Annotated in this window: 20 protein-coding genes; 10 read left to right on the top strand and 10 right to left on the bottom strand. The window is 65.5% G+C overall.

What is annotated here, in order from left to right; genetic code table 11:
• Positions 1-250: 250 nt before the first annotated feature.
• The 3 genes from ACOIX3_RS13855 to ACOIX3_RS13845 are packed head-to-tail and all read left to right on the top strand — an operon-like array spanning position 251 to position 3,724.
• Entirely contained in the window at positions 251-2,524 is a 2,274-nt protein-coding gene (locus ACOIX3_RS13855) for a PBP1A family penicillin-binding protein (protein WP_342729263.1), read from the top strand.
• A 1-nt stretch (position 2,525) separates the two neighbouring features.
• A complete protein-coding gene (locus ACOIX3_RS13850) occupies positions 2,526-3,104 on the top strand; it encodes a DUF1214 domain-containing protein (protein ID WP_029082050.1) in 579 nt (192 codons plus the stop codon).
• Positions 3,101-3,724, top strand: coding sequence for a DUF1254 domain-containing protein (locus ACOIX3_RS13845; protein ID WP_420970362.1), 624 nt, complete (start codon positions 3,101-3,103; stop codon positions 3,722-3,724). The genes ACOIX3_RS13850 and ACOIX3_RS13845 overlap by 4 nt, the downstream gene beginning before the upstream one ends.
• On the opposite strand, the gene ACOIX3_RS13840 is transcribed toward ACOIX3_RS13845, so the two are convergent.
• Positions 3,721-4,563 (bottom strand): MBL fold metallo-hydrolase, encoded by an 843-nt coding sequence (locus ACOIX3_RS13840; protein WP_420970361.1) that lies wholly within the window; start codon positions 4,561-4,563, stop codon positions 3,721-3,723. The genes ACOIX3_RS13845 and ACOIX3_RS13840 overlap by 4 nt on opposite strands.
• A gap of 91 nt (positions 4,564-4,654) precedes the next feature.
• On the opposite strand from ACOIX3_RS13840, the gene ACOIX3_RS13835 reads away from it, so the two are divergent.
• Positions 4,655-5,515, top strand: coding sequence for a LysR family transcriptional regulator (locus ACOIX3_RS13835; RefSeq protein WP_420970360.1), 861 nt, complete (start codon positions 4,655-4,657; stop codon positions 5,513-5,515).
• On the opposite strand, the gene ACOIX3_RS13830 is transcribed toward ACOIX3_RS13835, so the two are convergent.
• Together ACOIX3_RS13830 and ACOIX3_RS13825 are read right to left on the bottom strand one after the other, a co-directional pair.
• Positions 5,512-6,279, bottom strand: coding sequence for a hypothetical protein (locus tag ACOIX3_RS13830; protein ID WP_420970359.1), 768 nt, complete (start codon positions 6,277-6,279; stop codon positions 5,512-5,514). The two genes, ACOIX3_RS13835 and ACOIX3_RS13830, sit on opposite strands and share 4 nt — an antisense overlap.
• Before the next feature lie 4 nt (positions 6,280-6,283).
• Positions 6,284-6,478 (bottom strand): hypothetical protein, encoded by a 195-nt coding sequence (locus ACOIX3_RS13825; RefSeq protein WP_097670912.1) that lies wholly within the window; start codon positions 6,476-6,478, stop codon positions 6,284-6,286.
• 295 nt (positions 6,479-6,773) lie between these two features.
• Between ACOIX3_RS13825 and ACOIX3_RS13820 the strand changes: the two genes are divergently transcribed.
• Positions 6,774-7,706, top strand: coding sequence for a DUF2336 domain-containing protein (locus ACOIX3_RS13820; protein ID WP_420970358.1), 933 nt, complete (start codon positions 6,774-6,776; stop codon positions 7,704-7,706).
• Here the strand turns inward: ACOIX3_RS13820 and ACOIX3_RS13815 are convergent.
• Positions 7,703-8,047, bottom strand: coding sequence for a DUF1491 family protein (locus ACOIX3_RS13815; RefSeq protein ID WP_420970357.1), 345 nt, complete (start codon positions 8,045-8,047; stop codon positions 7,703-7,705). The genes ACOIX3_RS13820 and ACOIX3_RS13815 overlap by 4 nt on opposite strands.
• A 226-nt stretch (positions 8,048-8,273) precedes the next feature.
• On the opposite strand from ACOIX3_RS13815, the gene ACOIX3_RS13810 reads away from it, so the two are divergent.
• Positions 8,274-9,917 carry an ankyrin repeat domain-containing protein gene (locus ACOIX3_RS13810; protein ID WP_420970356.1) on the top strand — a complete coding sequence of 548 codons (1,644 nt, stop codon included), beginning with the start codon at positions 8,274-8,276 and terminating at the stop codon, positions 9,915-9,917.
• Positions 9,918-9,977: 60 nt separating this feature from the next.
• Here ACOIX3_RS13810 and ACOIX3_RS13805 read toward each other — a convergent pair whose 3' ends face one another.
• On the bottom strand, positions 9,978-10,742 hold the full coding sequence (locus ACOIX3_RS13805; protein WP_420970354.1) for a peptidoglycan-binding domain-containing protein: 765 nt from the start codon (positions 10,740-10,742) through the stop codon (positions 9,978-9,980).
• A complete protein-coding gene (locus ACOIX3_RS13800; protein ID WP_420970353.1) occupies positions 10,735-12,546 on the bottom strand; it encodes an ATP-binding protein in 1,812 nt (603 codons plus the stop codon). Before ACOIX3_RS13800 ends, ACOIX3_RS13805 begins: the two co-directional genes overlap by 8 nt.
• Positions 12,547-12,978: 432 nt before the next feature.
• Between ACOIX3_RS13800 and ACOIX3_RS13795 the strand changes: the two genes are divergently transcribed.
• Together ACOIX3_RS13795 and ACOIX3_RS13790 are read left to right on the top strand one after the other, a co-directional pair.
• Positions 12,979-13,356 carry a DUF5330 domain-containing protein gene (locus ACOIX3_RS13795; RefSeq protein ID WP_420970352.1) on the top strand — a complete coding sequence of 126 codons (378 nt, stop codon included), beginning with the start codon at positions 12,979-12,981 and terminating at the stop codon, positions 13,354-13,356.
• A 143-nt stretch (positions 13,357-13,499) separates the two neighbouring features.
• Positions 13,500-13,931 carry a SufE family protein gene (locus tag ACOIX3_RS13790; protein ID WP_420970351.1) on the top strand — a complete coding sequence of 144 codons (432 nt, stop codon included), beginning with the start codon at positions 13,500-13,502 and terminating at the stop codon, positions 13,929-13,931.
• Between the two features lie 5 nt (positions 13,932-13,936).
• Here the strand turns inward: ACOIX3_RS13790 and ACOIX3_RS13785 are convergent, their stop codons facing one another.
• Together ACOIX3_RS13785 and ACOIX3_RS13780 are read right to left on the bottom strand one after the other, a co-directional pair.
• A complete protein-coding gene (locus ACOIX3_RS13785) occupies positions 13,937-14,350 on the bottom strand; it encodes a MucR family transcriptional regulator (protein ID WP_092125178.1) in 414 nt (137 codons plus the stop codon).
• Positions 14,351-14,529: 179 nt separating this feature from the next.
• Positions 14,530-15,414: a DUF308 domain-containing protein gene (locus ACOIX3_RS13780; protein WP_420970350.1), complete on the bottom strand. Its 885-nt coding sequence runs from the start codon at positions 15,412-15,414 to the stop codon at positions 14,530-14,532.
• A gap of 338 nt (positions 15,415-15,752) precedes the next feature.
• Here ACOIX3_RS13780 and ACOIX3_RS13775 point away from each other — a divergent pair, with 338 nt between their 5' ends.
• The gene (locus ACOIX3_RS13775; RefSeq protein WP_420970349.1) at positions 15,753-17,402 is read left to right on the top strand and encodes a glycosyltransferase family 39 protein; all 1,650 of its coding nucleotides are present in this window, start codon (positions 15,753-15,755) and stop codon (positions 17,400-17,402) included.
• 225 nt (positions 17,403-17,627) lie between these two features.
• Positions 17,628-18,407 carry a class II aldolase/adducin family protein gene (locus ACOIX3_RS13770; RefSeq protein WP_223968282.1) on the top strand — a complete coding sequence of 260 codons (780 nt, stop codon included), beginning with the start codon at positions 17,628-17,630 and terminating at the stop codon, positions 18,405-18,407.
• 221 nt (positions 18,408-18,628) lie between these two features.
• Here ACOIX3_RS13770 and ACOIX3_RS13765 read toward each other — a convergent pair whose 3' ends face one another.
• Together ACOIX3_RS13765 and ACOIX3_RS13760 are read right to left on the bottom strand one after the other, a co-directional pair.
• Positions 18,629-20,029: a M20/M25/M40 family metallo-hydrolase gene (locus tag ACOIX3_RS13765; protein ID WP_420970348.1), complete on the bottom strand. Its 1,401-nt coding sequence runs from the start codon at positions 20,027-20,029 to the stop codon at positions 18,629-18,631.
• Positions 19,923-21,383 (bottom strand): glycosyltransferase family 87 protein, encoded by a 1,461-nt coding sequence (locus ACOIX3_RS13760; protein WP_420971729.1) that lies wholly within the window; start codon positions 21,381-21,383, stop codon positions 19,923-19,925. Before ACOIX3_RS13760 ends, ACOIX3_RS13765 begins: the two co-directional genes overlap by 107 nt.
• Positions 21,384-21,405: the final 22 nt, after the last annotated feature.

Below are 21,405 nucleotides of genomic sequence, written 5' to 3'. Positions count from 1 at the left end.
GCCGGCGCTCCCTCCGCAAGGGGGTGATATTGCGGGGTCGAAAAAGCCGGTGGGCAGCGTTAGGGGTTTCATTAAATTCACCAGCCGCGCCATTGGTTTATGGCAGCCGCTCGGATAGAACAACGAACGAGTCCCCAACGACGCAAAAGCGCCTTGGGATTGCCGCAACATCGAAGCAAGACGCTGGCCTGTGCCCATTTCGGGCGCCCGCAGCGCTGTCGAACTGATCAAGGGTCCGGTCCTTCAGATCATGCCGTCGCATTGGAAACAGAAGGTCCGGAATTTCTTCCTGGACCTCGATGCGCGTATCGACTCGACGCTGTTCTCGTCGGGCAAAGGCCTGCGCGAACTCTACGAGCGCTATTCCACCTTCATGGACCGCTTCTATGTCGGCCGCTGGAAGCGCTGGGTGTTCATCGAGCCGCTGTCGGAGGCCGCGACCATCGGGCTCGGCGGCATGATCCTGATGCTGACGCTCGCGATCCCCGCCTTCCGCGAGACCGCCGACGAGGACTGGCTGAAGAAGTCCGACCTCGCGGTGACCTTCCTCGACCGTTACGGCAACCCGATCGGCAGCCGCGGCATCAAGCATAATGACTCGATCCCGCTGGAAGACTTTCCGGATAATCTGATCAAGGCGACGCTCGCGACCGAAGACCGTCGCTTCTATGACCATTTCGGCATCGACGTTCCGGGCCTCGCCCGCGCGCTCGTCACCAACGCGCAGGCCGGCGGCGTCCGGCAGGGCGGTTCGTCGATCACCCAGCAGCTCGCCAAGAACCTGTTCCTGAACAATGAGCGCACCATCGAGCGCAAGGTGAAGGAAGCCTTCCTTGCGATCTGGCTGGAGACGCGGCTCACCAAGAACGAGATCCTGAAGCTCTATCTCGACCGCGCCTATATGGGCGGCGGCACCTTCGGCGTCGACGGCGCGGCGCATTTCTATTTCAACAAGTCGGTGCGCGACGTGAACCTCGCGGAAGCCGCAATGCTCGCCGGCCTGTTCAAGGCGCCGACCAAATACGCCCCGCACATCAACCTGCCCGCGGCACGCGCCCGCGCCAACGTCGTGCTCGACAACCTCGTCGATGCCGGCTTCATGACCGAGGGCCAGGTGTTCGGCGCCCGCCGCAATCCGGCGGTCGCGGTCGACCGGCGCGACGAGAACTCGCCGAACTATTATCTCGACTACGCCTTCGACGAGATGCGCAAGCTGGTCGACACCTTCCCGAAATCCTACACCGAGCGCGTCTTCGTGGTCCGCACCGCGATCGACATGAACGTGCAGAAGGCGGCAGAGGAAGCGATCGAGAACCAACTCCGCCAGTTCGGGCGGGATTATCACGCGACGCAGGCCGCGACCGTGGTGTCCGATCTCGACGGCGGCATCCGCGCCATGGTCGGCGGCCGCGACTACGGTGCGAGCCAGTTCAACCGCGCCACCGACGCCTACCGGCAGCCGGGCTCGTCGTTCAAGCCGTACGTCTACACCACGGCGCTGCTGAACGGCTTCACGCCGAACTCGAAGATCGTTGACGGCCCGGTCTGCATCGGCAACTGGTGCCCGCAGAACTATGGCCATTCCTATTCGGGTCAGGTGACGCTGACGCAGGCGATCACCCGTTCGATCAACGTGGTGCCGGTCAAGCTTTCCATCGCGCTGGGCGGCAAGGAAGGCCCGAAGGCCGGCCGCGCCAAGATCGTCGAGGTCGCGCGCCGCTTCGGCCTCAAGGCACCGCTGCCCGATACGCCGTCGCTGCCGATCGGCTCCGACGAAGTCACGGTGATCGAGCACGCGGTGGCGTATGCGACCTTCCCGAACCGCGGCAAGGCGGTGACGCCGCATTCGGTGCTCGAGGTGCGCACCGGCGCCGGCGACCTGGTGTGGCGCTGGGACCGCGACGGCCCGAAGCCGCGGCAAGCGATTCCGCCGAACATCGCCGCCGACATGGCCGGCATGATGAGCCACGTGGTCAGCGAAGGCACCGCGCGCCGCGCCGCGCTCGACGGCATTCCGACCGCGGGCAAGACCGGCACCACCAATGCCTATCGCGACGCCTGGTTCGTCGGCTACACCGGCAACTTCACCTGCGCGGTCTGGTACGGCAATGACGATTATTCGCCGACCAACCGCATGACCGGCGGCTCGCTGCCGGCGCAGACCTGGCACGACATCATGGTCGCCGCGCATCAGGGTGTTGAGGTGAAAGAACTCAACGGCGTCGGCATGGGCCAGAAGCTGCCGCCGCAGCCGGCGCAGGCCAATGCCCAGGCCAACGCAGCGCCGCGTATCCTGGAGACCAAGCCGGGTCCGCCGCCGGTGCTGACCAAGCGCGGTGCCGATATCCTGGTGCGGGTCGAGAAGCTGCTCGACGACGCCGCCAAGACCGCCAACAAGACCACGCTGAACGAGCCCTCGAAGACCGGCAAGGCGGAGTCCTCGAGCGCGCTGGCGTTCCCCGAAAACTACGTTGCCGCGGCCGGACCGGACGGCACGACAGCACCTGCGCCACGCAAGAACTGACGTGCGGCTCCTCCTCACCACCTTGCTGGCACTCGTCATCGCCACGGCCGTCGGCCTCGGCCTGACCTACGCGACGGCGACGCGCGGCACCGATCTCGGCACGCTGAAGATCGGCGCCTGGACGGCGCGGCCGAAGAACGGCACCTCCGACGTCGACCCCTATTCGCGCGCCACGATCGCGCGCAGCGGCGAGCTGCCGATCGGCACCGGCGACGGCATCGCGTTCTCGGCGACGTCAGACGACAAGAACAAGCCGCTCGACGGCCGCTGCGACATCGTGGTCAGCGGCGTGACGCCGGCGGCGCGGTTCTGGACGCTGACGCTGTTCGACCGCAAGGGCCACCTCGTCGCCAATTCGCTGCAGCGCTACGGCTTCACCAGCCAGGAGATCATGCGCGCCTCCGACGGCACGTTCGAGATCCACATCGCCTCGCGCTCGCGCGCCGGCAACTGGCTGCCGACCGGCGGCATCGAACGCTACGCGCTGATGCTGCGCCTCTACGACACGCCGGTCGGGGTCGCGACCCGCACCCAGCGCGACGCGCCGATGCCCTCGATCGCAACGACGGGCTGCCCATGATCCGCGTGCTGTTCACCATCCTCGCAGGCGTGCTGCTCGGCGGCGTGGTCCATCTCGTCAGCGTGCTGGCGCTGCCGCGGATCGCCTCGCAGGACGCCTATTCGCGGCTGACGCCGATGACCAAGCTCAACGAGGTGACGCCGCTGCCGCTGGCCGACCCGAGCAACTCGCCGATGCCGCTGATGGATCCGGCCTTCGCGGTGGCGATCTGCCGCTACGATCTCTCCACCGGGCCGCTCAAGCTCACCGTGCCGGTCAGCCAGGCCTATACGTCGGTGTCGTTCTACACCCGCAACGAGGTCGCCTATTACGCGATCAACGACCGCTCCGCCGGCAAGAAGGTGATCGAGCTCGATCTGATGACGGAAGCGCAGCACAACGAGCTGCCGGAGGACGAGGAAGTCACCGCCGCCGACCGGCTGATCATCGACTCGCCGACCTCGACCGGCCTGATCCTGCTGAAAGCGCTGGCGCCGGAGCCCGGCCTGATGCCGCAGGCACAGGCCTCGCTCGCGGCCTCGTCCTGCAAGCTGCAGACCGAGCCGGCCGCAGCCAAGCAGGAAGCGCCGCCACCGCTCCCCGCTCCCGCGCCGCCGCCCGCGGCGCGCAACAAGCGCTAGCTCGCAGCCAGCGTGTGGCGGCCGCAACGGCAGGTCTCGTAATCGACGGGATCGTGGCTGTTGACGATCGTGACACTGCCGCTATGCGCCGCCTTCAACTGGCGCAGCCGCTCCTGGTTCTGGATGCGCGTCGCGCGATCCATGTCGGCCCGGCGCTGGAACATGCCGAGCACCAGCGGGATCCGCGGCCGGGCATCGAGCTGCGCGTGATGGAAATACGCATCGCCGGCGTGCAGCAGCCATCTTTCCTTGTCGCGCACCGCGATCCCGCAATGCCCGAGCGTGTGGCCCGGCAGCGGGATCATCAGGATATCAGGCTCGCGATCGCCGAGCGCCCGCACCCCCTTGAAGCCGAACCAGTCCTCGCCGCCGGCGCCGTAGAACGCCCAGTCCGGCCCGTGCTTCCACTGCGCCGTGATGTAGCGGCCTTCCGGCGGCGCGACCTGATGCGTCACCGCCATGTCGTACTCTTTGCGATCGACATGCACCCTGGCCTTCGGAAAGTCCGGCACGCCGCCGGCATGGTCGCGGTCGAGATGCGTCAGCAGCAGATGCCGCACATCATCGGGCGAGAAGCCGAGCGACTTGACCTGACGCACGGCCGTTTCGGCCGGATCGAGCCGCGGCGTCGTCTGCCGCACCCATTTCCGCCCCAGCCGCGGCGGGTCGCCGATGTCATCTAAGCCGATGCCGGTATCGACCAGCACGAGGCCGTCACTGCTCTCGACGAGCAGGCAATGACAGACCATCCGCGCGCGCTGGAAGATGCTGCCGCTGCCGTTCACGAGCCGCTTGCCGATCGGGCACATGGTGCCGGTGTTGAGATGGTGGATGCGCATGGCCAGTCCTCCGCTGAATTCAGCACAGGCTTGCCATCGGCCCTTCCATAGGTAAAATATTGTCTATCTATCGGTACGATAGGACAGGCCTATGGATATCCGCGAACTCCGCTATTTCGCCGCGGTCTACCGCGAGCGCAACCTGACCGCTGCGGCGAAGCGCTGCTTCATCTCGCAGCCGTCGATCTCGGCGGCGATCACAAATCTCGAGGCCGAGCTCGGCACCACGCTGTTCATCCGGCACAAGAAGGGCATGGCGCCGACGGAGTCCGCGGCGCAGTTTCACGGCGTCGCCCGCAGGATCATCGACGAGGCGGACGCGGCGCGAAACCTGTTTCGCAAACCCGCGACAAGACAGGCGCTGACGCTCGGCCTGTTGCGCACGCTCGATCAGGCGCGGACGATCGCGCTGCTCAAGCCGCTGACGGCCAATGCCGATCTCGCGCTTCGGCTGGTCGGCGCCAATGAGAAGGCCGATGCACGGATCGTCGCCAAGTCGATGATCAACGCCGGCGAGCGCTTCATCCCGCTTTGGAGCGAACGCTACGTCGCAGCACTACCGCCGTCGCATCCGCTCACCCTCAAAGAGACGCTGCGGACCACTGACTTCGCGGGCGTTCCGATGATCGATCGTTGCCATTGCGAGCAGCAGGAATTCTTCAAGCGCACGTCGCCGCCGCGCAAGCCGGTGGCGATCGCGGAATCCGAGGAATGGGCGATGGCGCTGGTCGCGGCCGGGGTTGGCGTTGCGATCGTTCCCGAAGGCGTGGCGCGCGGCAATCCGGATGTCGCGGTGCGCCCGATCGATGTCGACGTGACGCGCCAGGTCGGCCTCGCCTACCCCTCGGCCCACCCGCCCTCCGATGCGCTGAAGGAGTTCATTGCGAGCCTGCCACGGCAGGCGAACAGCCGCCGCGTCAGATCCACAACAAGGAAGATGAAGCGGGCCTAGCCCTTCGACACCACGGCCTGGCCCGTGACCGGTCCAGAGACGAACGGCGCGTTAGCGGTGAGCCGGGCGAGCTCGTTGATCTGGCGTTCGGCGTCGGCGGCCATGCCGTCGGGCGCCTGGATCACCAGCCGCTCCAGCGCCCAGCGATAGGACGAGATCCGCCGCTCCAGGCTCTGCTGGACCCATTGCACGATCAGCGTGTTCTCTTCCATCCGCGCCACCGCGTCCGCCTTCTCGCGCGGCGACAGATCGGCGATCATCTTGAGGCTGGCACTGCGCTTGCGATCGAGCTCGATCACCTGGATCGCGGTGGCGAAGAACGGCTCGAAGCGCGTGATGTCGTCGCGGACCTGGTCGATCAGCAGCGAATAGCGCGAGGCGAACGAGCGATGTGGCTCGTCGATCAAATTGCGGCCGTACGCCGTGCGATCGAACACGACCTTCTGCCGCCACGGCGAAGGCAGCGGCTGGTAGTCGCCGTACACGCTCTTCCATGCCGGTCGCGACAGCGGCGGCTCGATGAACTGATAAGCGAGATCGCGCAGCTGACGTTCGTGTTCGGTGAGCTGGAATTGCGAGGCGTTCTTGCCGATGCTGCCGGTCGCCTCGGCACCGATCCAGCGATGCATGTCGTCGTTGCGGAAGTCGGCGCGGGTGCGGCCGAAATCGCCGCCGCTGCAGCCCGCGAGCGCCGAGCCCGCCAACAGCAGGATCAGCGCCGGGAGTGGCCGCCGGGCGGCGGTCCGCTGCGCAAGTTCCGGCATTGGATCAGGAGCGGCGTCGGCGACGACGGCCCTGCGCAGTGCCCTGCTCCGGTCCGCGACCTCCGCCGGTCTCCTCCGTCGTTCGCTCGATCCGCACGACGGGAAGGATCAGCACGGTCCCCATGCCTTCGCCGGCAGCACCGACAGCGCTCGGCCGCCGTGCAGCCGCATCCGCCGGAAACTCAACGATGGTGCCCATGTTCCGTTCTCTCTGGCCCCGCACGGACATGATTTGCCCCGCGCTCGCCGAGTTAAGAACGCGCATGGTTAACGACATCTTAAGCTGCCGATACGGACGGTTACGGATATGGCGTTGTGCCTTAATAGACACGCGCAAATTCGAGCGTTCGCCTTCACGGCTTGTTTTCCTTAACTGCGTCTTAAAACAGCCTGCGTAGGCTCGCTGTCACAAGGTTTTCAAACCGAGTCTTATTGGCAAGTCGCGTACGCCCGAGATGAGCGCAGCTCCGCTATTTCCTGGTTTCGATGGGCTGATGACGCTCTCCCGCCGCGAGGGAGTCGACATCCGCCCCACTTTGCTGCGCGTCCTGACCGACCTGTACGTGCAGGCGAGCGCGCACTCCGCCGACGAAGAGCGCCAGTTCGTGGAGCTGACGTCGCGCCTGATCGACGAGGTCGACGACGCAACCCGCGCCGCCGTCCGTGCGCGGCTTGCGATCTATCCGGCAACGCCCGCGATGATCGTGGACAAGCTCGGGCTGCGCCGCGCCGGTCCTGACCAGCCGATTGCGGCTGCCGCGCCAATTCCCGCGCCCGTACCGTCCGCGCTGCCCGCCAAGATCCCGACCGAGGCAGAGCTGCGGATGGCCGCGAGCCTTGCTATGCGGCCGAACGATGCCGCCGAAGTCTCCGACATGTTCTTTGCCGCCAGCGCGAAGGAACGCGCGCAGATCCTGCACAATCTGCAGGAGACGCCGCTGAAGGCCGCGGCGCGGATTCCGGCGGCGCGCGCCGCGCGCGCGATCCATATCCTGGAGATGGCGGCGTTTGCCGAGGACCTCGACAACTTCACACTCGAACTCGGCGAGGCGCTGATCCTGCCGTCGCGGATCGCCGCCGACGTCGTCAACGATCCCGGCGGCGAGCCGCTCGCCTGCGCGATGCGGGCGCTTGACGTCTCGAGCGCCGCGTTCCAGCGGATCCTGATGTTTCTCAATCCGGAAGCCGGCTCGTCGGTCAACTACGTCTATCGGTTGTCGCGGCTCTACGATCGCCTGAGCGAGCGCTCCGCGCTGGTGATGCTGGCGGCATGGCGCGGCTCGACCATGGCGGTGGCGCGCGCCAAGTATCGCTCGTCGCTGTATGACGACGAGCGCCATCGCGTGCGCGCGGCATCTTCGCCGACGCGACAGGCGATTCAACCGGGCACCGCGCCTGGCATTCGCAACAAGAAGTCTGGAAGTTAGGCCTTCGCCAAATCGAGAAAGTGCCGCCCGGCGCGATCTTCGGTCTCGACGATCCAGGCATCGGGATCGAAGCGGAGCTCCTTGGTCAATCGCTCCTCGATCGAAGGCTCGGACACCGGCTGCAGCGCCGTCGGCACGAACAGCCGCTCGGCCGGACGGCTGTCGTCATAGACCGTCTGCGGCGCCGGTGCATACAGCATCGCGTTGCCGTCCATCAGCGCCACCTTGACGAACACGGCGCCAGCTTCCTCGGCGCCCTTCTTGCGGATCGCGCCGAACACGCCCTCGGTCTGGCAGCGGCGCAGATACGCCGCGACCCATATGCTGGTTTTCAATCGCATGCGCCGACCTATAGGCCAGCGCCGCGGCCACGTCCAATTGTCACAGATGACATCACGCACCGGCGGGTTGACCGACACAAGCGTCGCTCATATCCTTGCATCTGCGGTGCAAGCCGCGCCCGGGTCCACGGGAAGGGTTGAACCCACTTGCACCTGATATGCGGCCAACCAAGCCTTTGTGCAGCCGGTTTTGTGGACCATCGGCGATTGATGCACGGAGGTTTCCATGGACCGATCGCCCGCGCGATTGAATCTCGAACATCTGAAGAAGCAGGCCAAGGAGCTCATTCGCCTTTACCGGCGACAGGTGCCGGAGGCTTACGCCCGTTTCCGGCAGGCGCTTCCGGCTGCGGTCGGGCGCAGCGACGCGCAAATCGCCGCACTCGATCTGCGGCTCCACGACGCGCAGTCCTGCGTGGCGCGCGATCTCGGCTTTGCCTCGTGGCCGGACCTGCGGCGCTATGTCGAAGCCCAATTGCCGCCTGGCAAAAGCAAAACCGACCGGGTGCGGCGATGGCTGCAGCTGGTCTATGCCGCTGATGTCGACGGCACCACCGATCGCGCCCATCCGCGCGTCGCGGTGCGGATGCTCACCGAGGATCCCGATCTTGTGGCCGGCGATCCCTATCTGGCCTGCGCGATCGGCGATGAAGAGACGATACGGCGCACCGCAGCGAGTGATCCTACATGGGTCAACCGTCCCGGTGGTCCCCTAAAACTGCCGCCGCTGGTCGCGGTGACGCATTCCAGCCTGCTGCAGATTCCGGAATTTCAGGCACGGCTGCATCGCTGTGCGCGCCTGCTGCTTGAGGCCGGCGCCGATCCCGACCAGCACATCAGCAGCCGCTGGCCGCCGGGATCGCTTGACGTGCCCGATGACAGCAATCCGCTGTCGGCGCTGTATGGCGCGGCCGGGCGCAATCACGATCTCGCGCTGACCAGGCTGCTGCTCGAAGCGGGAGCCAATCCGAACGACAATGAATCGCTGTATCACTCGCTCGAAGGCTCCGTGACGACTGGCCTGCTGCTCGAGCACGGCGCGCGCATCGCCGGCACCAACGCGATGTACAAGGTGCTCGACGACGAGAACGTAACGGCGCTCGAATTGCTGCTGCGGCATGGCGGCGATCCGAACGAGCCGGCCTGCAACGCGCCGTTGACGGATTGCGGATCGCCGCTGATGTGGGCGATCCGGCGGCGGCGATCGCGGACCTGCATCGCGGCCTTGCTCGACGCCGGCGCGGATCCACGCATCACGACACCGGACGGTCTCAGCGCCTACCGCTACGCCTTGCAGTTTGGACTGACCGAGGTCGCCGAGCTGCTGCGGAAGCGTACCGGCGACGAGACGCTCGCCGATGAGGAGCGGTTCGTCGCGGCGTGCAGCGGTGGCAACGAAAGCGAAGCGCGGCGGATCCAGGCCGCCCGGCCAGACCTTCCGGGATCGCTTTCACCACAGCAACTGCGGCTGCTTCCCGAGCTCGCCGCGGCGGGCGGCGACGATGCGGTGCGGCTGATGGTCGAGCTCGGCTGGCCCATCACGGTGCGTGGCGGCGATTGGGATGCGTCAGCGCTCAATCATGCGGTGTTCCGCGGCAATGCCGGGCTGACACGCTTCCTGCTCGAGCACGGCGCGGAATGGACCGAGCAGCACGGCTTTGGCGACAACGCGTCCGGAACCCTGTCGTGGGCGTCCTGTAATGAACCGGTCAGTCGCGGCGATTGGGCCGGCTGCGCGCAAGCCCTGCTCGATCACGGCATGCCGCGCGGCATTCCGGATCGCGACGATCCGGAATCGGTGCTGGTGGCCGGCCGCGAAAAGCCATTCTCCGACGAGGTCAGGGACGTTCTGCTGGGCGAAGCTGTCTGATGACAGTCGAGGAGAGACGTCATGGCCGGGTAACACTCGGCCATGATGAGAGGACCGAACCTAGTCGATCGAATGCCCGATCATCGTGCTGAGCTCGCGCACCAGGCGATCGGACATCTGCCCCGTCACGGGCAGCTTGCGCGCGCGCTCGAACTTCGCGATCGCGTGCTGGGTATCGGCACCGATCGTGCCGGTCGGCTTGAGCTGACCGTAGCCATATTCGGTCAGCGTCCGCTGGACCGCTGCGATACGCTTGCCGGCCGGGCTCAGATGTTGTGTCGGGATCGGCGCCGGCGGACGAATGACGCCGGACGGCACGGCGGCCGGGGACGGCGCGGCCGCCGGCGGCGCGACGGTCGACTTCAGCACCAGGTTGGCCATCGGATCGACCGGCTTGGACTCGACCTTAGGTTCGGCCGGCCTGGCTTCAACGGGCCTGGTCTCGACGGGCTTGGTCTCCACCGGCTTCACGTCGACCGGCCTCGTTGGTTCCACGGCAGCGGGCTCGACCGATCGGGCGGCGGCCTCGGCCGGACGCGGGCGCGGAATCGGACTGGCGGCGGCGGCAGCCGGGGCCGGCGGCGGCAGCGTCACCACCGAGCTGCCGAACATCGGCGACGGATGACGGCCGGCCTGCAGGAACAGTGCGTTGATCAGGATCGCAACGATGGCAGACAGGGCCAGCACGCCCGCGACGAGATCCTTCGGACTGTGCAGCAGCAGGCGCAGCACGAGGCCACGTTCCTCCTCGGCCGCGATGGCCACCGCCTTGGCGCCGCGGCGACGGCGCGGCGTTTCCTCGTCATCCAAAGTCTGTCTAGGCACTCTTCTTCACCTGTTGGGTTTGTTCTTGCAGTCCGGACCGCAACGCGGGCTTCAGCGTCGAGACATTGCTGGACGGCTCGACCGCGGCCGGCGGAGTGAACGACAGCGGCAGCGCGACCGACACGATGGTGCCCTCGCCGACCTTGCTCTCCACATTCATTTCGCCGTTGTGCAAGCCGACCAGTCCCTTCACGATGGAAAGGCCGAGGCCGGTGCCTTCGTGACGGCGCTGATAGGTCTTGCCGGCCTGGAAGAACGGATCGCCGATCCGCTTAAGGTCGTCAGCGGCGATGCCGACGCCGGTGTCGGAGACCCGCAGCAACAGCCGCGATCCCTCGACGCCGGCCGATACGGTGACCTTGCCGCCGCGCTCGGTGAACTTGATGGCGTTGGAAACCAGATTGAGGACGATCTGCTTGAACGCGCGCGAATCGCCGTTCACGATCGGCAGGTCGTCGGGCACGCGGGTGACGAGGTCGACACCGCTCTCGCGCGCCTTCAACGCCACCAGATTGCAGCAGTTGAGCAGCGCCGGCCGCGGCGCAAACGGCTCCGGCGAAATCTCGAAATTGCCGGACTCCATCTTCGACATGTCGAGGATGCCGTTGACGACGGACAGCAGATGCTGGCCGGAGTCGTTGATAAGCTGCGCGTATTCCTTGCGGCGGGCCGCGTCGAGGCCGAGCACATCTTCCTGCGCGATCATCTCGGAGAAGCCGATGATGGCGTTGAGCGGAGTGCGCAGCTCGTGGCTCATGGTGGCCAGGAAGCGCGTCTTCGATGCATCGGCCTGTTCGGCCGCATGGCGCGCCTGTTCGAGCGCCTGCTCCTGTACCTTGCGATCGGTCACCTCGCGGATCACGGCGACCACCTCGGCATCGGCGGCGGCCTGCTCGAGCGCGCGGCAGCGCATCTCGACCCAGATGAATTCGGCGGCCGTCTCGCCCCGCGCACCGTCGCGGCGCACGCGGAACTCGACGCTGCGGGACTCGCCGCGCGCGGCGTCCGACAGCGCGGTGAGATAGGCCGGACGATCGGCGACATGAACGCGGTCGAACAGGCCATGGCCGGACAGCCGCGATGCCGGCACGCCGAGCATGATCTCGACCGCGGGCGAAATGAAGCGCACCGCGCCGTTGCGGCTGTGCCGCGACAGCACGTCGCTCATGTTATGCGCGAGGAGGCGGTAGCGCTCTTCCTCGACATAAAGCAGCGCCACGCTGGTGCGCGCCAGCGACTCCGCGCCGAAGGCAAGCCCGGCCGCATAGAAGATCGCCGACACGACGCCGAAGCCCACCAGCGTGCTGTTCGACGCAACCGCGGGATCGACCACCGGCAGAACGTGGTAATGGCCGAGCACGCTGAGCAGCGCGGCGCAGATCATCGCCAGCGCGAACGCAAACGCCACCACGCGCCGCGACGCCGACAGCGCCGCCTCGATCGGAATCACGACGAGCCACACCGCCGCGAACGATGCGATGCCGCCGGTGGACGCCGCGATCATCATCACGAGACCGGCGAGCGCCAGCGACGACAGCACATGCGCGCCTTCATAGCGGCCGGTGCGCGACAGGAACCAGGACAGCAGGATCGGCGCGATCAGCCAGGCGAAGGCCGCGACCTCGATCGCCGTCGGCGCCCCGCGCATCGCCAGAAAGGCAGGGAACGAGGCCAGCGCCGCCAGACTGCCGAGCAGCCGCGGCGCCATGAAGGCACGGTGGCGCGCACGCGTCAGCGCATCATATTGCGCCGACGGATGCAGCAGCGCATCCAGACAATCGCGGATCAGACTCAAACTACTCACAGCACTCGCGCTTCGGCTTAATCGTCAGACAGACGCGCCGGAACGCCTCCTTTGTGATTGCAGGCCAACGTGTCAGAGCGAACTTAAGCGAACGCTAAGGCGGGGCGGCCTGCTGCCAAACACCGTGCATTGGCGAGGCTTCGTCGCTGTCATTCACCGGTCATTTGTCGGGGATGGTGAACGGCTGGTTTCCGGGTGCGACTAACTATGGTTTCGAAATGGTGGACGCGACGCAGTACGCCGATTTGGCACCCGTCAGCCGCCATCAATCGAAAATTTACGGCGAATCAACTCAGGCGAATTTTCCGCGATTTTTCGGCGGATTTACTTCAATGCAGATACTTCCGATTTATCGACCGATGCTAACCGTGAGGGCAATAGCGGCATCGACCGCGCAAGAAGCAAGACAAGATAGACGACCGGGATCGCGCCATGTTCTTCCTGCTGCGTTTGGCATTCTGGCTCGGGCTTGTGCTCGTGCTGCTGCCGAGAGACAAAACCCCTGAAGCGGACAAGGCGCCGCAGATCAGCGCATCGGACGCGGTGTCGGCCGCGACGGCAACGATCAACGACATGGGCCAGTTCTGCAAGCGCCAGCCTTCCGCCTGCGAAGTCGGCGGTCAGGCCGCGACCGCGATCGGCCAGCGCGCGACCGAGGGTGCGCGCAAGCTCTACCAGATCATCACCGACAAGAAGCCGCCCGACCACACCGGCTCGATCGGCAAGGACGATACCGACCCGGGCGCGTCCCGCGACACGCTGACGGCGGACGATCAGATGATTGAATTCCGCCTGCCGCCGATGCCGTAGGCGCCAATCGAGCGCTTTCGCGTGAGGCGGATGCCGGTTCGCGTGAAGAAAACACGTCAAAACAACCGGGAACCGGTTCCATTTTCGTCGCTTTCGCGGCCAGCCTTCCTATATAAGCCGTTGAGAATAGGACGCGGGCCACGATGACGACGATCGACGAAATCAGGGACAATTTTGCGCTGCTGGACGAGTGGGACGACCGTTACCGCTATGTCATCGAGCTCGGCCGCACGCTGAAGCCGCTGTCGGAGGCGGAGCACTCGGCCGAGAACAAGGTGCAGGGTTGCGTCAGCCAGGTCTGGCTGTCGAAGCGAATCGATCGCGATGCCAGCGGCGAACCGCGCTTGAACTATATCGGCGATAGCGACGCCCACATCGTGCGCGGCCTGGTCGCGATCGTGCTGACGCTGTTTTCCGGGCACACGCCGAAGGAAATTCTCGCCACCGACGCGCTCGCGCTGTTCGACGAGTTCGGCTTCCGCGACCATCTGACGCCGCAGCGCTCCAACGGCCTCCGCTCGATGGTCGATCGCATCCGCAACGACGCGCGCGAGGCGCTGGCGTCCGCCGCGTAGAACCCCTACTTCCGCTTCCGCGCCTGCTGGCCAAGTCCCATCTTCTTGGCGAGCTGCGATCGGGCCACCGCATAGTTCGGCGCCACCATCGGATAGTCGGCCGGCAAGCCCCATTTGTCGCGATATTGCTCCGGCGTCATGTTGTACTGCGTGCGCAGATGGCGCTTCAGCGACTTGAAGCGCTTGCCGTCTTCGAGACACACCAGATATTCCGGCGTGATCGACTTCTTCATCGACACCGCCGGCTTGGCCGGCTCACTCGGCGTGTCGGCGCGCCCGCTCGACACCCGCAGCAGCGCCGCGTGGACCTGGCTGATCAGGCTCGGAATGTCCGAGGCCGGCGTCGGATTGTTGCTGAGATAGGCCGAAACGATATTTGCGGTCAGTTCGACCGGCGTTTTGCCTGACGTATCGGACATGACTCAATCTTCCCCGTGCTCTCGACGGCCCGGCGCCCACCGGACAGTATCCACGTGCAGCAATACATCAATGGAATCGCGTACTACTTTGCGAATATGAGCGGATTACAGCAAATCTGACAAGAACGGCCGTATTTTTCCGGCCTCGAACCAGCCGCTCGCAAGTATTGATGCGGACCTTAAGGCCGCTGCTCCAGATGCGACCTGAGCTCGTCGATCGAGGCAAATCGCATCATGCCCTCCGGCATCTGCGCCTCGATCGATCCGTCCGAATAGAGCGAATAGGCCATCCCATCCACGACGCCCGATTTGAGCACGGTCACAGGCGGCTGCTCCTGGGGCGGCGGTGGGTGGCCTGATGACGGCGCCGTGCCGGCTGACTGAGTCTCGCCGAAGGTCGACGGCCGGGGCGTGCGCCGTGGGGCGACATCGACCGACCTCGGCCGCTCGGCCTTCGGCCAGGCATCGTCGAACGTTGCCGGCGCGGGCTCGTCCGCCGCGGCCGGACCAGGACGCAGCTCCGGCGACAGCATATCCGGCGTCAGCGGCTCGGCCGTGCGGCTCTGAGCCCGCTCGCGTTCCTTCCGCGAGGACGAAAACAACAGGTTGCGCCGCTTGGGCTTGGCTTCGCCCTCCGGGGATGCGCCACCCGGCACCGGCGGCGGCGCCTCGCCCGGCGCGCCACGCTGGCCGATTTCGTCGTGCCAGGGCGGCGGCGCCGCGGACGCGGATGGCGAGGCCAGCGGCGGAGGCGCGGCGACCTTGGGCTCACGCGGCGGCGGGAAAACAGGATCCTCGGGGGCATTGCGCGGGGAAGTTGCAGACGCTAGCGGAACCTCGGCCCGGGCGCCTGCGGCAACGGGATCGAGCCTCCTGGCGATGACCTGGAGTTCCCGGAGGATGGCGGCGAGCGCCAGCACGATCGCGCCGGTGCATACGCCGGTCACGCCGGTCGTGATCAACGCGCCGCCGACGCTGAATTCCTTGTAGGGGATTCCCAAGCCGATCGCCGCCAAGCCCGCCACAACCAGGCCCACGCCGACGACCAACAGACCAACCATCATCGAACTAACCCCCGGGAGATCCGACCGAAAATCGGCGCAGGCCACCAACGCCACGATACCGTCATATTGCCCACACCGCCAACCGCCAATTGTAGACGGAGTTCCCTAAAATCCCGCTTAACCGGGCCTGATGCGCTTCCTGATCGCGGCTGCAGCCACGCGCAGGACCCAGTCTCCCGTAGATCTACTGGCTACGAATTGCTGCCAATATATTGCAATGCATCTGGGAAATTACGCCACAATTACCAATTACTCGGAAACGGAACTGCGCTATGGATGCCGGGGAATGAGGCCCTAAAGCGCCAAACTGGGCCACAGGCACGCCGGTATCACTAGCTATGTCATCGATTACGACGTCTGCCCTCGAGGCGCCTGCACGGCGCTCGGTGGAGAAGACCTGCGACGATCTCGCATTCCTCGTCCTCGGCGTGGTCGCCGTGGTCGCCGGCCTCACATTCCGCGATTACGGTCTGGGCTGGGACGACTACACCCACGCTGAATACGCCGATCTCCTGCTGCGGATGTACGGGTCCGGGTTCAAGGACACCGGCGCGCTGTCATTCGCAAACCTCTATATGTACGGCGGCGGCTTCGACATGGCCGCGGCGCTGCTGCACAAGGTCATTCCGCTCGAATTGTTCGAGACGCGCCGCCTGCTCGGCGCGATCGTCGGCGTGATCGGGCTTGCCGTAAGCTGGCGCCTGGCGCGCCGCGTCGGTGGCCCGCTGGCGGGACTGGCAGCCCTGCTACTGCTCGCGCTGTGTCCGACCTTCTACGGCCACATGTTCATGAATCCGAAGGATGCGCCGTTCGCCGTGGCGATGATCGTCCTGATCATGGGTCTCGTCCGCCTGATCGAGGAATATCCGGCGCCCTCGCCGCGCACGATCCTGATCGTCGGCCTCGGAGCAGGCCTGTCGATCGGCTGCCGCGTCCTTGGCGGCCTCGCCCTGATCTACGCCGTGGTCGGCTTCATCCCGCTATGGATCGAGGAATTCCGCAAGCAGGGCCCGCGCGAGGCGACCCATCGCTTTGCCCATGCCATCTATGTGCTGCTACCGGGGCTCGTGCTGGGCTATCTCGTGATGGGCCTGATCTGGCCGTGGTCGATCATGGAGCCCGGCCATCCGCTGGAAGCGGTGACCTACTTCTCGCACTTCTTCGAGAAGCCCTGGAAGGAGATGTTCGACGGCGCGCTGGTGTCGGTGCCGGACATGCCGTGGTCCTATCTGCCGACGCTGTTCGCGCTGCAGCTTCCCGAGGTGCTGCTGGTGCTGCTGAGCGCGGCCGTCATCACCACCTTCATGTCGCTGTCGCGCACCGATGTGGCGGCGAAGCGCAAATCGGTCATGCTGATGCTGACGCTGGCGGCAACGCTGCCGCTGGTGATCGCAATGGTGAAGCGGCCGGCGCTCTACAACGGCATCCGTCACTTCATCTTCGTGATCCCGCCGATGGCCGTACTTGGCGCCGTCGCCTTCGCCCGCGGCATGGACTGGCTCGGCGAGTACCGCCGCGCCTGGCAGCCTGCGGCGCTCGCCGTGTTCGCGTTCGGCCTGCTGCTGCCGCTCAGCGAAATGATCCGCCTGCATCCGTATCAGTACACGCACTTCAACCACATCGCCGGCACGGTGCGGACCGCCGACAATTTCTTCATGCTGGACTATTGGGGCCTGGCACTGAAGCAGGCATCCGACGGGCTGCGCGAGCAGCTGGCGGAGCGGCAGGAAGTGCCGCCGCAGCACCGCAAATGGAAGGTCGCAGTGTGCGGACCGCAGCGCCCCGCGCAGGTCGCGCTCGGGCCGGACTTCACGATCGGCTGGGACAGCCATGCTGCCGACTTCGCGATGACGCTCGGCGAGTTCTACTGCAAGGGCCTGGCCGCACCCGTGATGGTCGAGATCAAGCGTGACGACGTCGTGTTCGCCCGCGTCTACGATATCCGCGGCCGCAGCATCTCAAGCCTGCTGGCGATCCCGGCGCCGTAAAGCGTTTTCGAACGAAGCAGACGCCGGTTCGCGTCAATCAGAGCCGAAAATGCTCTCGTCCATCGCGGACTTGGAAGATCGATCCTGCGGCTGCCCACCGACCGTTGCCGTTCGGATCGTGGGCCGCATGCCGGCATGACTGTCACGCCGGTCTGCTGCCTTGCTGCGATCCGGCGGCGGCGCTAGGCTCAAGCCAAGCAACAGCCATCAACGGAGCAATCGGCCATGTCGCCAGCGGAAGCGCGCCTGAAGGAAGTGCCGTCGGATATCAGCGCGGCGGAATGGGAGCAGCGGATCAATCTCGCCGCCTGCTATCGGCTGGTGGCGCTCTATGGCTGGGATGATCTGGTCGATACCCACATTTCCGCCCGGGTGCCGGGGCCTGAGCACCACTTCCTGATCAACCCCTACGGGCTGATGTTCGACGAGATCACCGCCTCGAGCCTGGTCAAGGTCGACCTCGACGGCAACCAGCTCTCGAAGAGCGACTACAGCATCAACCCAGCCGGCTTCACCATCCACTCGGCGATCCACGAGGTGCGCGAGGACGCCGGCTGCGTGCTCCATCTGCACACGGTCGACGGCACTGCGGTGTCGAGCGGCCCCGACGGGTTGCTGCCGCTGAACCAGACCGCGCAGCTCGTCACCCACGACCTCGCCTATCACGACTATGAAGGCATCGCGCTCGATCACGACGAGCGCCCGCGCCTGCAGCGCGATCTCGGCACCAAGAACCACATGCTTCTGCGCAATCACGGCACGCTGACGGTCGGCCGCTCGGTCGCGTCCGCCTTCGAGCGGATGTACCATCTGGAGCGCGCCTGCTCGATGCAGGTGGCGACCCGCGCGCTCGGCGGAAGCGTCTATCCCGTCGACCAGCACGCGATCGACAAGAACACCGAGCTGCTCTCCAACCCGGATCGCGCCGAGTTGCGCTCGACCCAGCTGGTCTGGCCGCCGCTGCTGCGCAAGCTCGATCGCGTCAATCCCGGCTACCGCGATTGAAATTTCACAATCTTCGGGTAAGCTGGCCGCCAACACCCTCTACACGACCTGAATCAAAACGCCGCCCAATTCCGGGCGGCGTTTTCGCGTGTAGTTTTCTCTTCCGTAGCCCGGATGGAGCGCAGCGTAATCCGGGGCAATGTATCCGCGGATCGACCGTCCCGGATTTCGCTTCGCTGCATCCGGGCTACTCGGCCGCTTTCGACCGTGCTCGCCTCGCGCTACTTGGCGTCGGCGAACGCCGCCAGGATCCGCGCCCAGGAGCGGATGCCCTTGTGGTAGCTCTTGAGGTCGTACTTCTCGTTCGGCGAATGGATGTTGTCGTCGTCGAGCCCGAAGCCGACCAGCACGCTGTCGAGGCCGAGCGTGCGCTTGAAGTCGGCGACGATCGGGATCGAGGCGCCGGACCCAACCAGCAGCGCCTCCTTGCCCCATTCGTCGGTCAGCGCGCGGCGGGCGGCCGCCAGCGGCTTCATGTTCCAGTCGAGCGCGATCGCCGGCGCGGACGAATGATCGATGAACTCGGCCTTGCAATCCGCCGGCACACGCGCCGTCACGTAATCCCGGAACGCCTTGCGGATCTTCTCGGGGTCCTGCCCCTCGACCAGCCGGAACGAGACCTTGGCCGATGCCTCCGCCGGGATCACCGTCTTGGAGCCCTCGCCGGTATAGCCGCCGACGATGCCGTTGATGTCGCAGGTCGGCCGCGAGGAGACCTGCTCGATCAGAAGCCGATCCTTCTCGCCGGCCGGCACCGACAGGCCGATCGGCTTGAGGAAGCGGTCCGGCGTCAGATTGAGCTGCTTCCACTGCGCCAGGATGTCCGGCGGCAAATCCTTCACGCCATCGTAGAAACCGGGGATGGTGATGTGGCCGTTCTCGTCATGCAGGCCGCCGAGGATCCGTGTCAGCACGCGGATCGGATTCTGCGCGCCGCCGCCGAACACGCCGGAATGCAGGTCGCGATTGGCGGCCTTGATCTTGACCTCGTCATAGACCAGGCCGCGCAGCGAGGTCGTGATCGCGGGCGTATTCGGATCCCACATGCCGGTATCGCAGACCAGCGCAAAGTCGGCCTTGAGCTCGGCCTTGTTCGCTTCCAGGAATGGCACGAAATTCTTCGAGCCGATCTCCTCCTCACCCTCGATGACGATGGTGATGTCGATCGGCAGCGATCCCGTCACATTCTTCCAGGCCCGGCACGCCTCGACGAAGGTCATCAGCTGTCCCTTGTCGTCCTCGGCCCCGCGCGCGACGATGATCTTGCGCCCGTCGGCATGGTCGGTCACCGCGGGCTCGAACGGCGGACGGTGCCAGAGATTCAAGGGATCGACCGGCTGCACGTCATAGTGGCCGTAGAACAGCACATGCGGGCGCCCGTCGGTCGCGCCGTTCAGCTTGCCGACGACGGCCGGATGGCCGGCGGTCGGCCGCACCTCGGTCTTGAAGCCGAGGGTTGCGATGTCCTTGGCGAGGTGATCGGCAGCCGCCTTGCAGTCATTGGCAAAGGCCGGGTCAGCCGAGATCGATTTGATCCGCAGCAGCGTGAACAGCCGCTCGAGACTGTTGTCGAAATCGGCGTCGATGCGGTCGAGGACGGGCTGCAGCTTGGCGTTGGACATCGCTTATATCCCATTGGTTGGACATTGCGCCAAGTTGTAGCGCGCCGGCCGCCGGAGGCAAAGCTTCTCCACTTTCCTTGGCCGAGGACTTGCGGATGTGCCAGACCAGGCCGGCGATCAGCACAAAGGTCGCAGCAAGATTGTTGCCATAAGCCTGCAGCGCGATCGGATACCACGGCAACGAGAGCCCGAGCAGCACACAAGCGACCGCCAGCACGACCCAGGTTCCGGTCCGAACCTTTGGCCGCGGATGATAGACGGCACGATGCATCAAGACCGTGATCGGGAAAAACAACCACATGAAGTAGTATTCGCGTGCCAATGGCGAAGCCACCGTCATCAGGCAGAACAGGATGCCGATCTCCTCCGCGTCCGACTTTTCGGTCCGCAACCAGGCCGGCGGCATCACCCAGATGTAGCCAAGCCCGATCAGGATGCTCACCGCGACGATGACCCAGTTCGCCGTCGCGAAGTCGAGATCGAGGAGGTTCATGTAGCGCGGCGGCTTGCTCGGATCGTCCTGATTGTAGTTCAGCGGCCGCAGCAGCCGATGCGATACTGCGATGATCGATTGGTTTACTGACGACCAGTTCTGCTCGGCCCGCTGGCCAAACCCCTCGGCCGAACTCGTCCCAACCATGCCGTGGTACCAGGTCTTCAATTCGGCAGCGTTGTGCTGAAAGCCACGGAATGGCGCCGGCAGGACGAACAGGAAGAATACCAGAAATGCAGTCATGCCGGCGACCGCGCCCCAGCGCCTGCGCCAGGCGAGATAGGGCAACACCGCAATCGGGAACACCTTGATTGCGGCCGCCAGGGCAAACATGCCGCCCGCAAGCCACGACCGTCCGCTCCGCAACAGCCAGAAGCCATAGAGCATCATGGCGAGCAGGATCAGGTTTGGCTGCCCAAGGTCGAAAATATCGAGGACGAAGGTCACCGTAACGCAGCCCGGCAGCGCCTCAAGCCATGGTCCCGGCTCGCGGCCCGATCCGGCCATCGCGTGCGAGAACTGCCCAACCATCCACCACGCGGCGGCGTTGAGCAGGGAAAGACACAAGTAAAGCGGGATCTTGCCGAAGAATGCCGGAATCGCGAGAAGCACCGCCGGTAACGGCGGGTAGATGAACTCGAAATAGCCGGAGGCATCGGCGGGATAGAGGCCGTGACCGTGCAGCACCTGCTGTCCGGCCCAGAACCACAATGGATAATCCTTCGTCTTGCCGTGTCCCCAAATCTCAGGGACCAGAACATCAGCGATCAGCCCGACGCAGCACACCAAGAACAACAGGTGAAAAGGCGCCTTCAGCGAGGGATATCTCAGCAAATGTTCGTTCCAAGCAGTTGGCGACAATGCTGGGATGATAGCCCTAATA

Source organism: Bradyrhizobium sp. B120 (genome assembly GCF_049075665.1).
Taxonomy (GTDB): Bacteria; Pseudomonadota; Alphaproteobacteria; order Rhizobiales; family Xanthobacteraceae; genus Bradyrhizobium.
The sequence above is the reverse complement of the archived record's forward strand: the minus strand, read 5'-3'. Positions and strand labels throughout refer to the sequence as shown.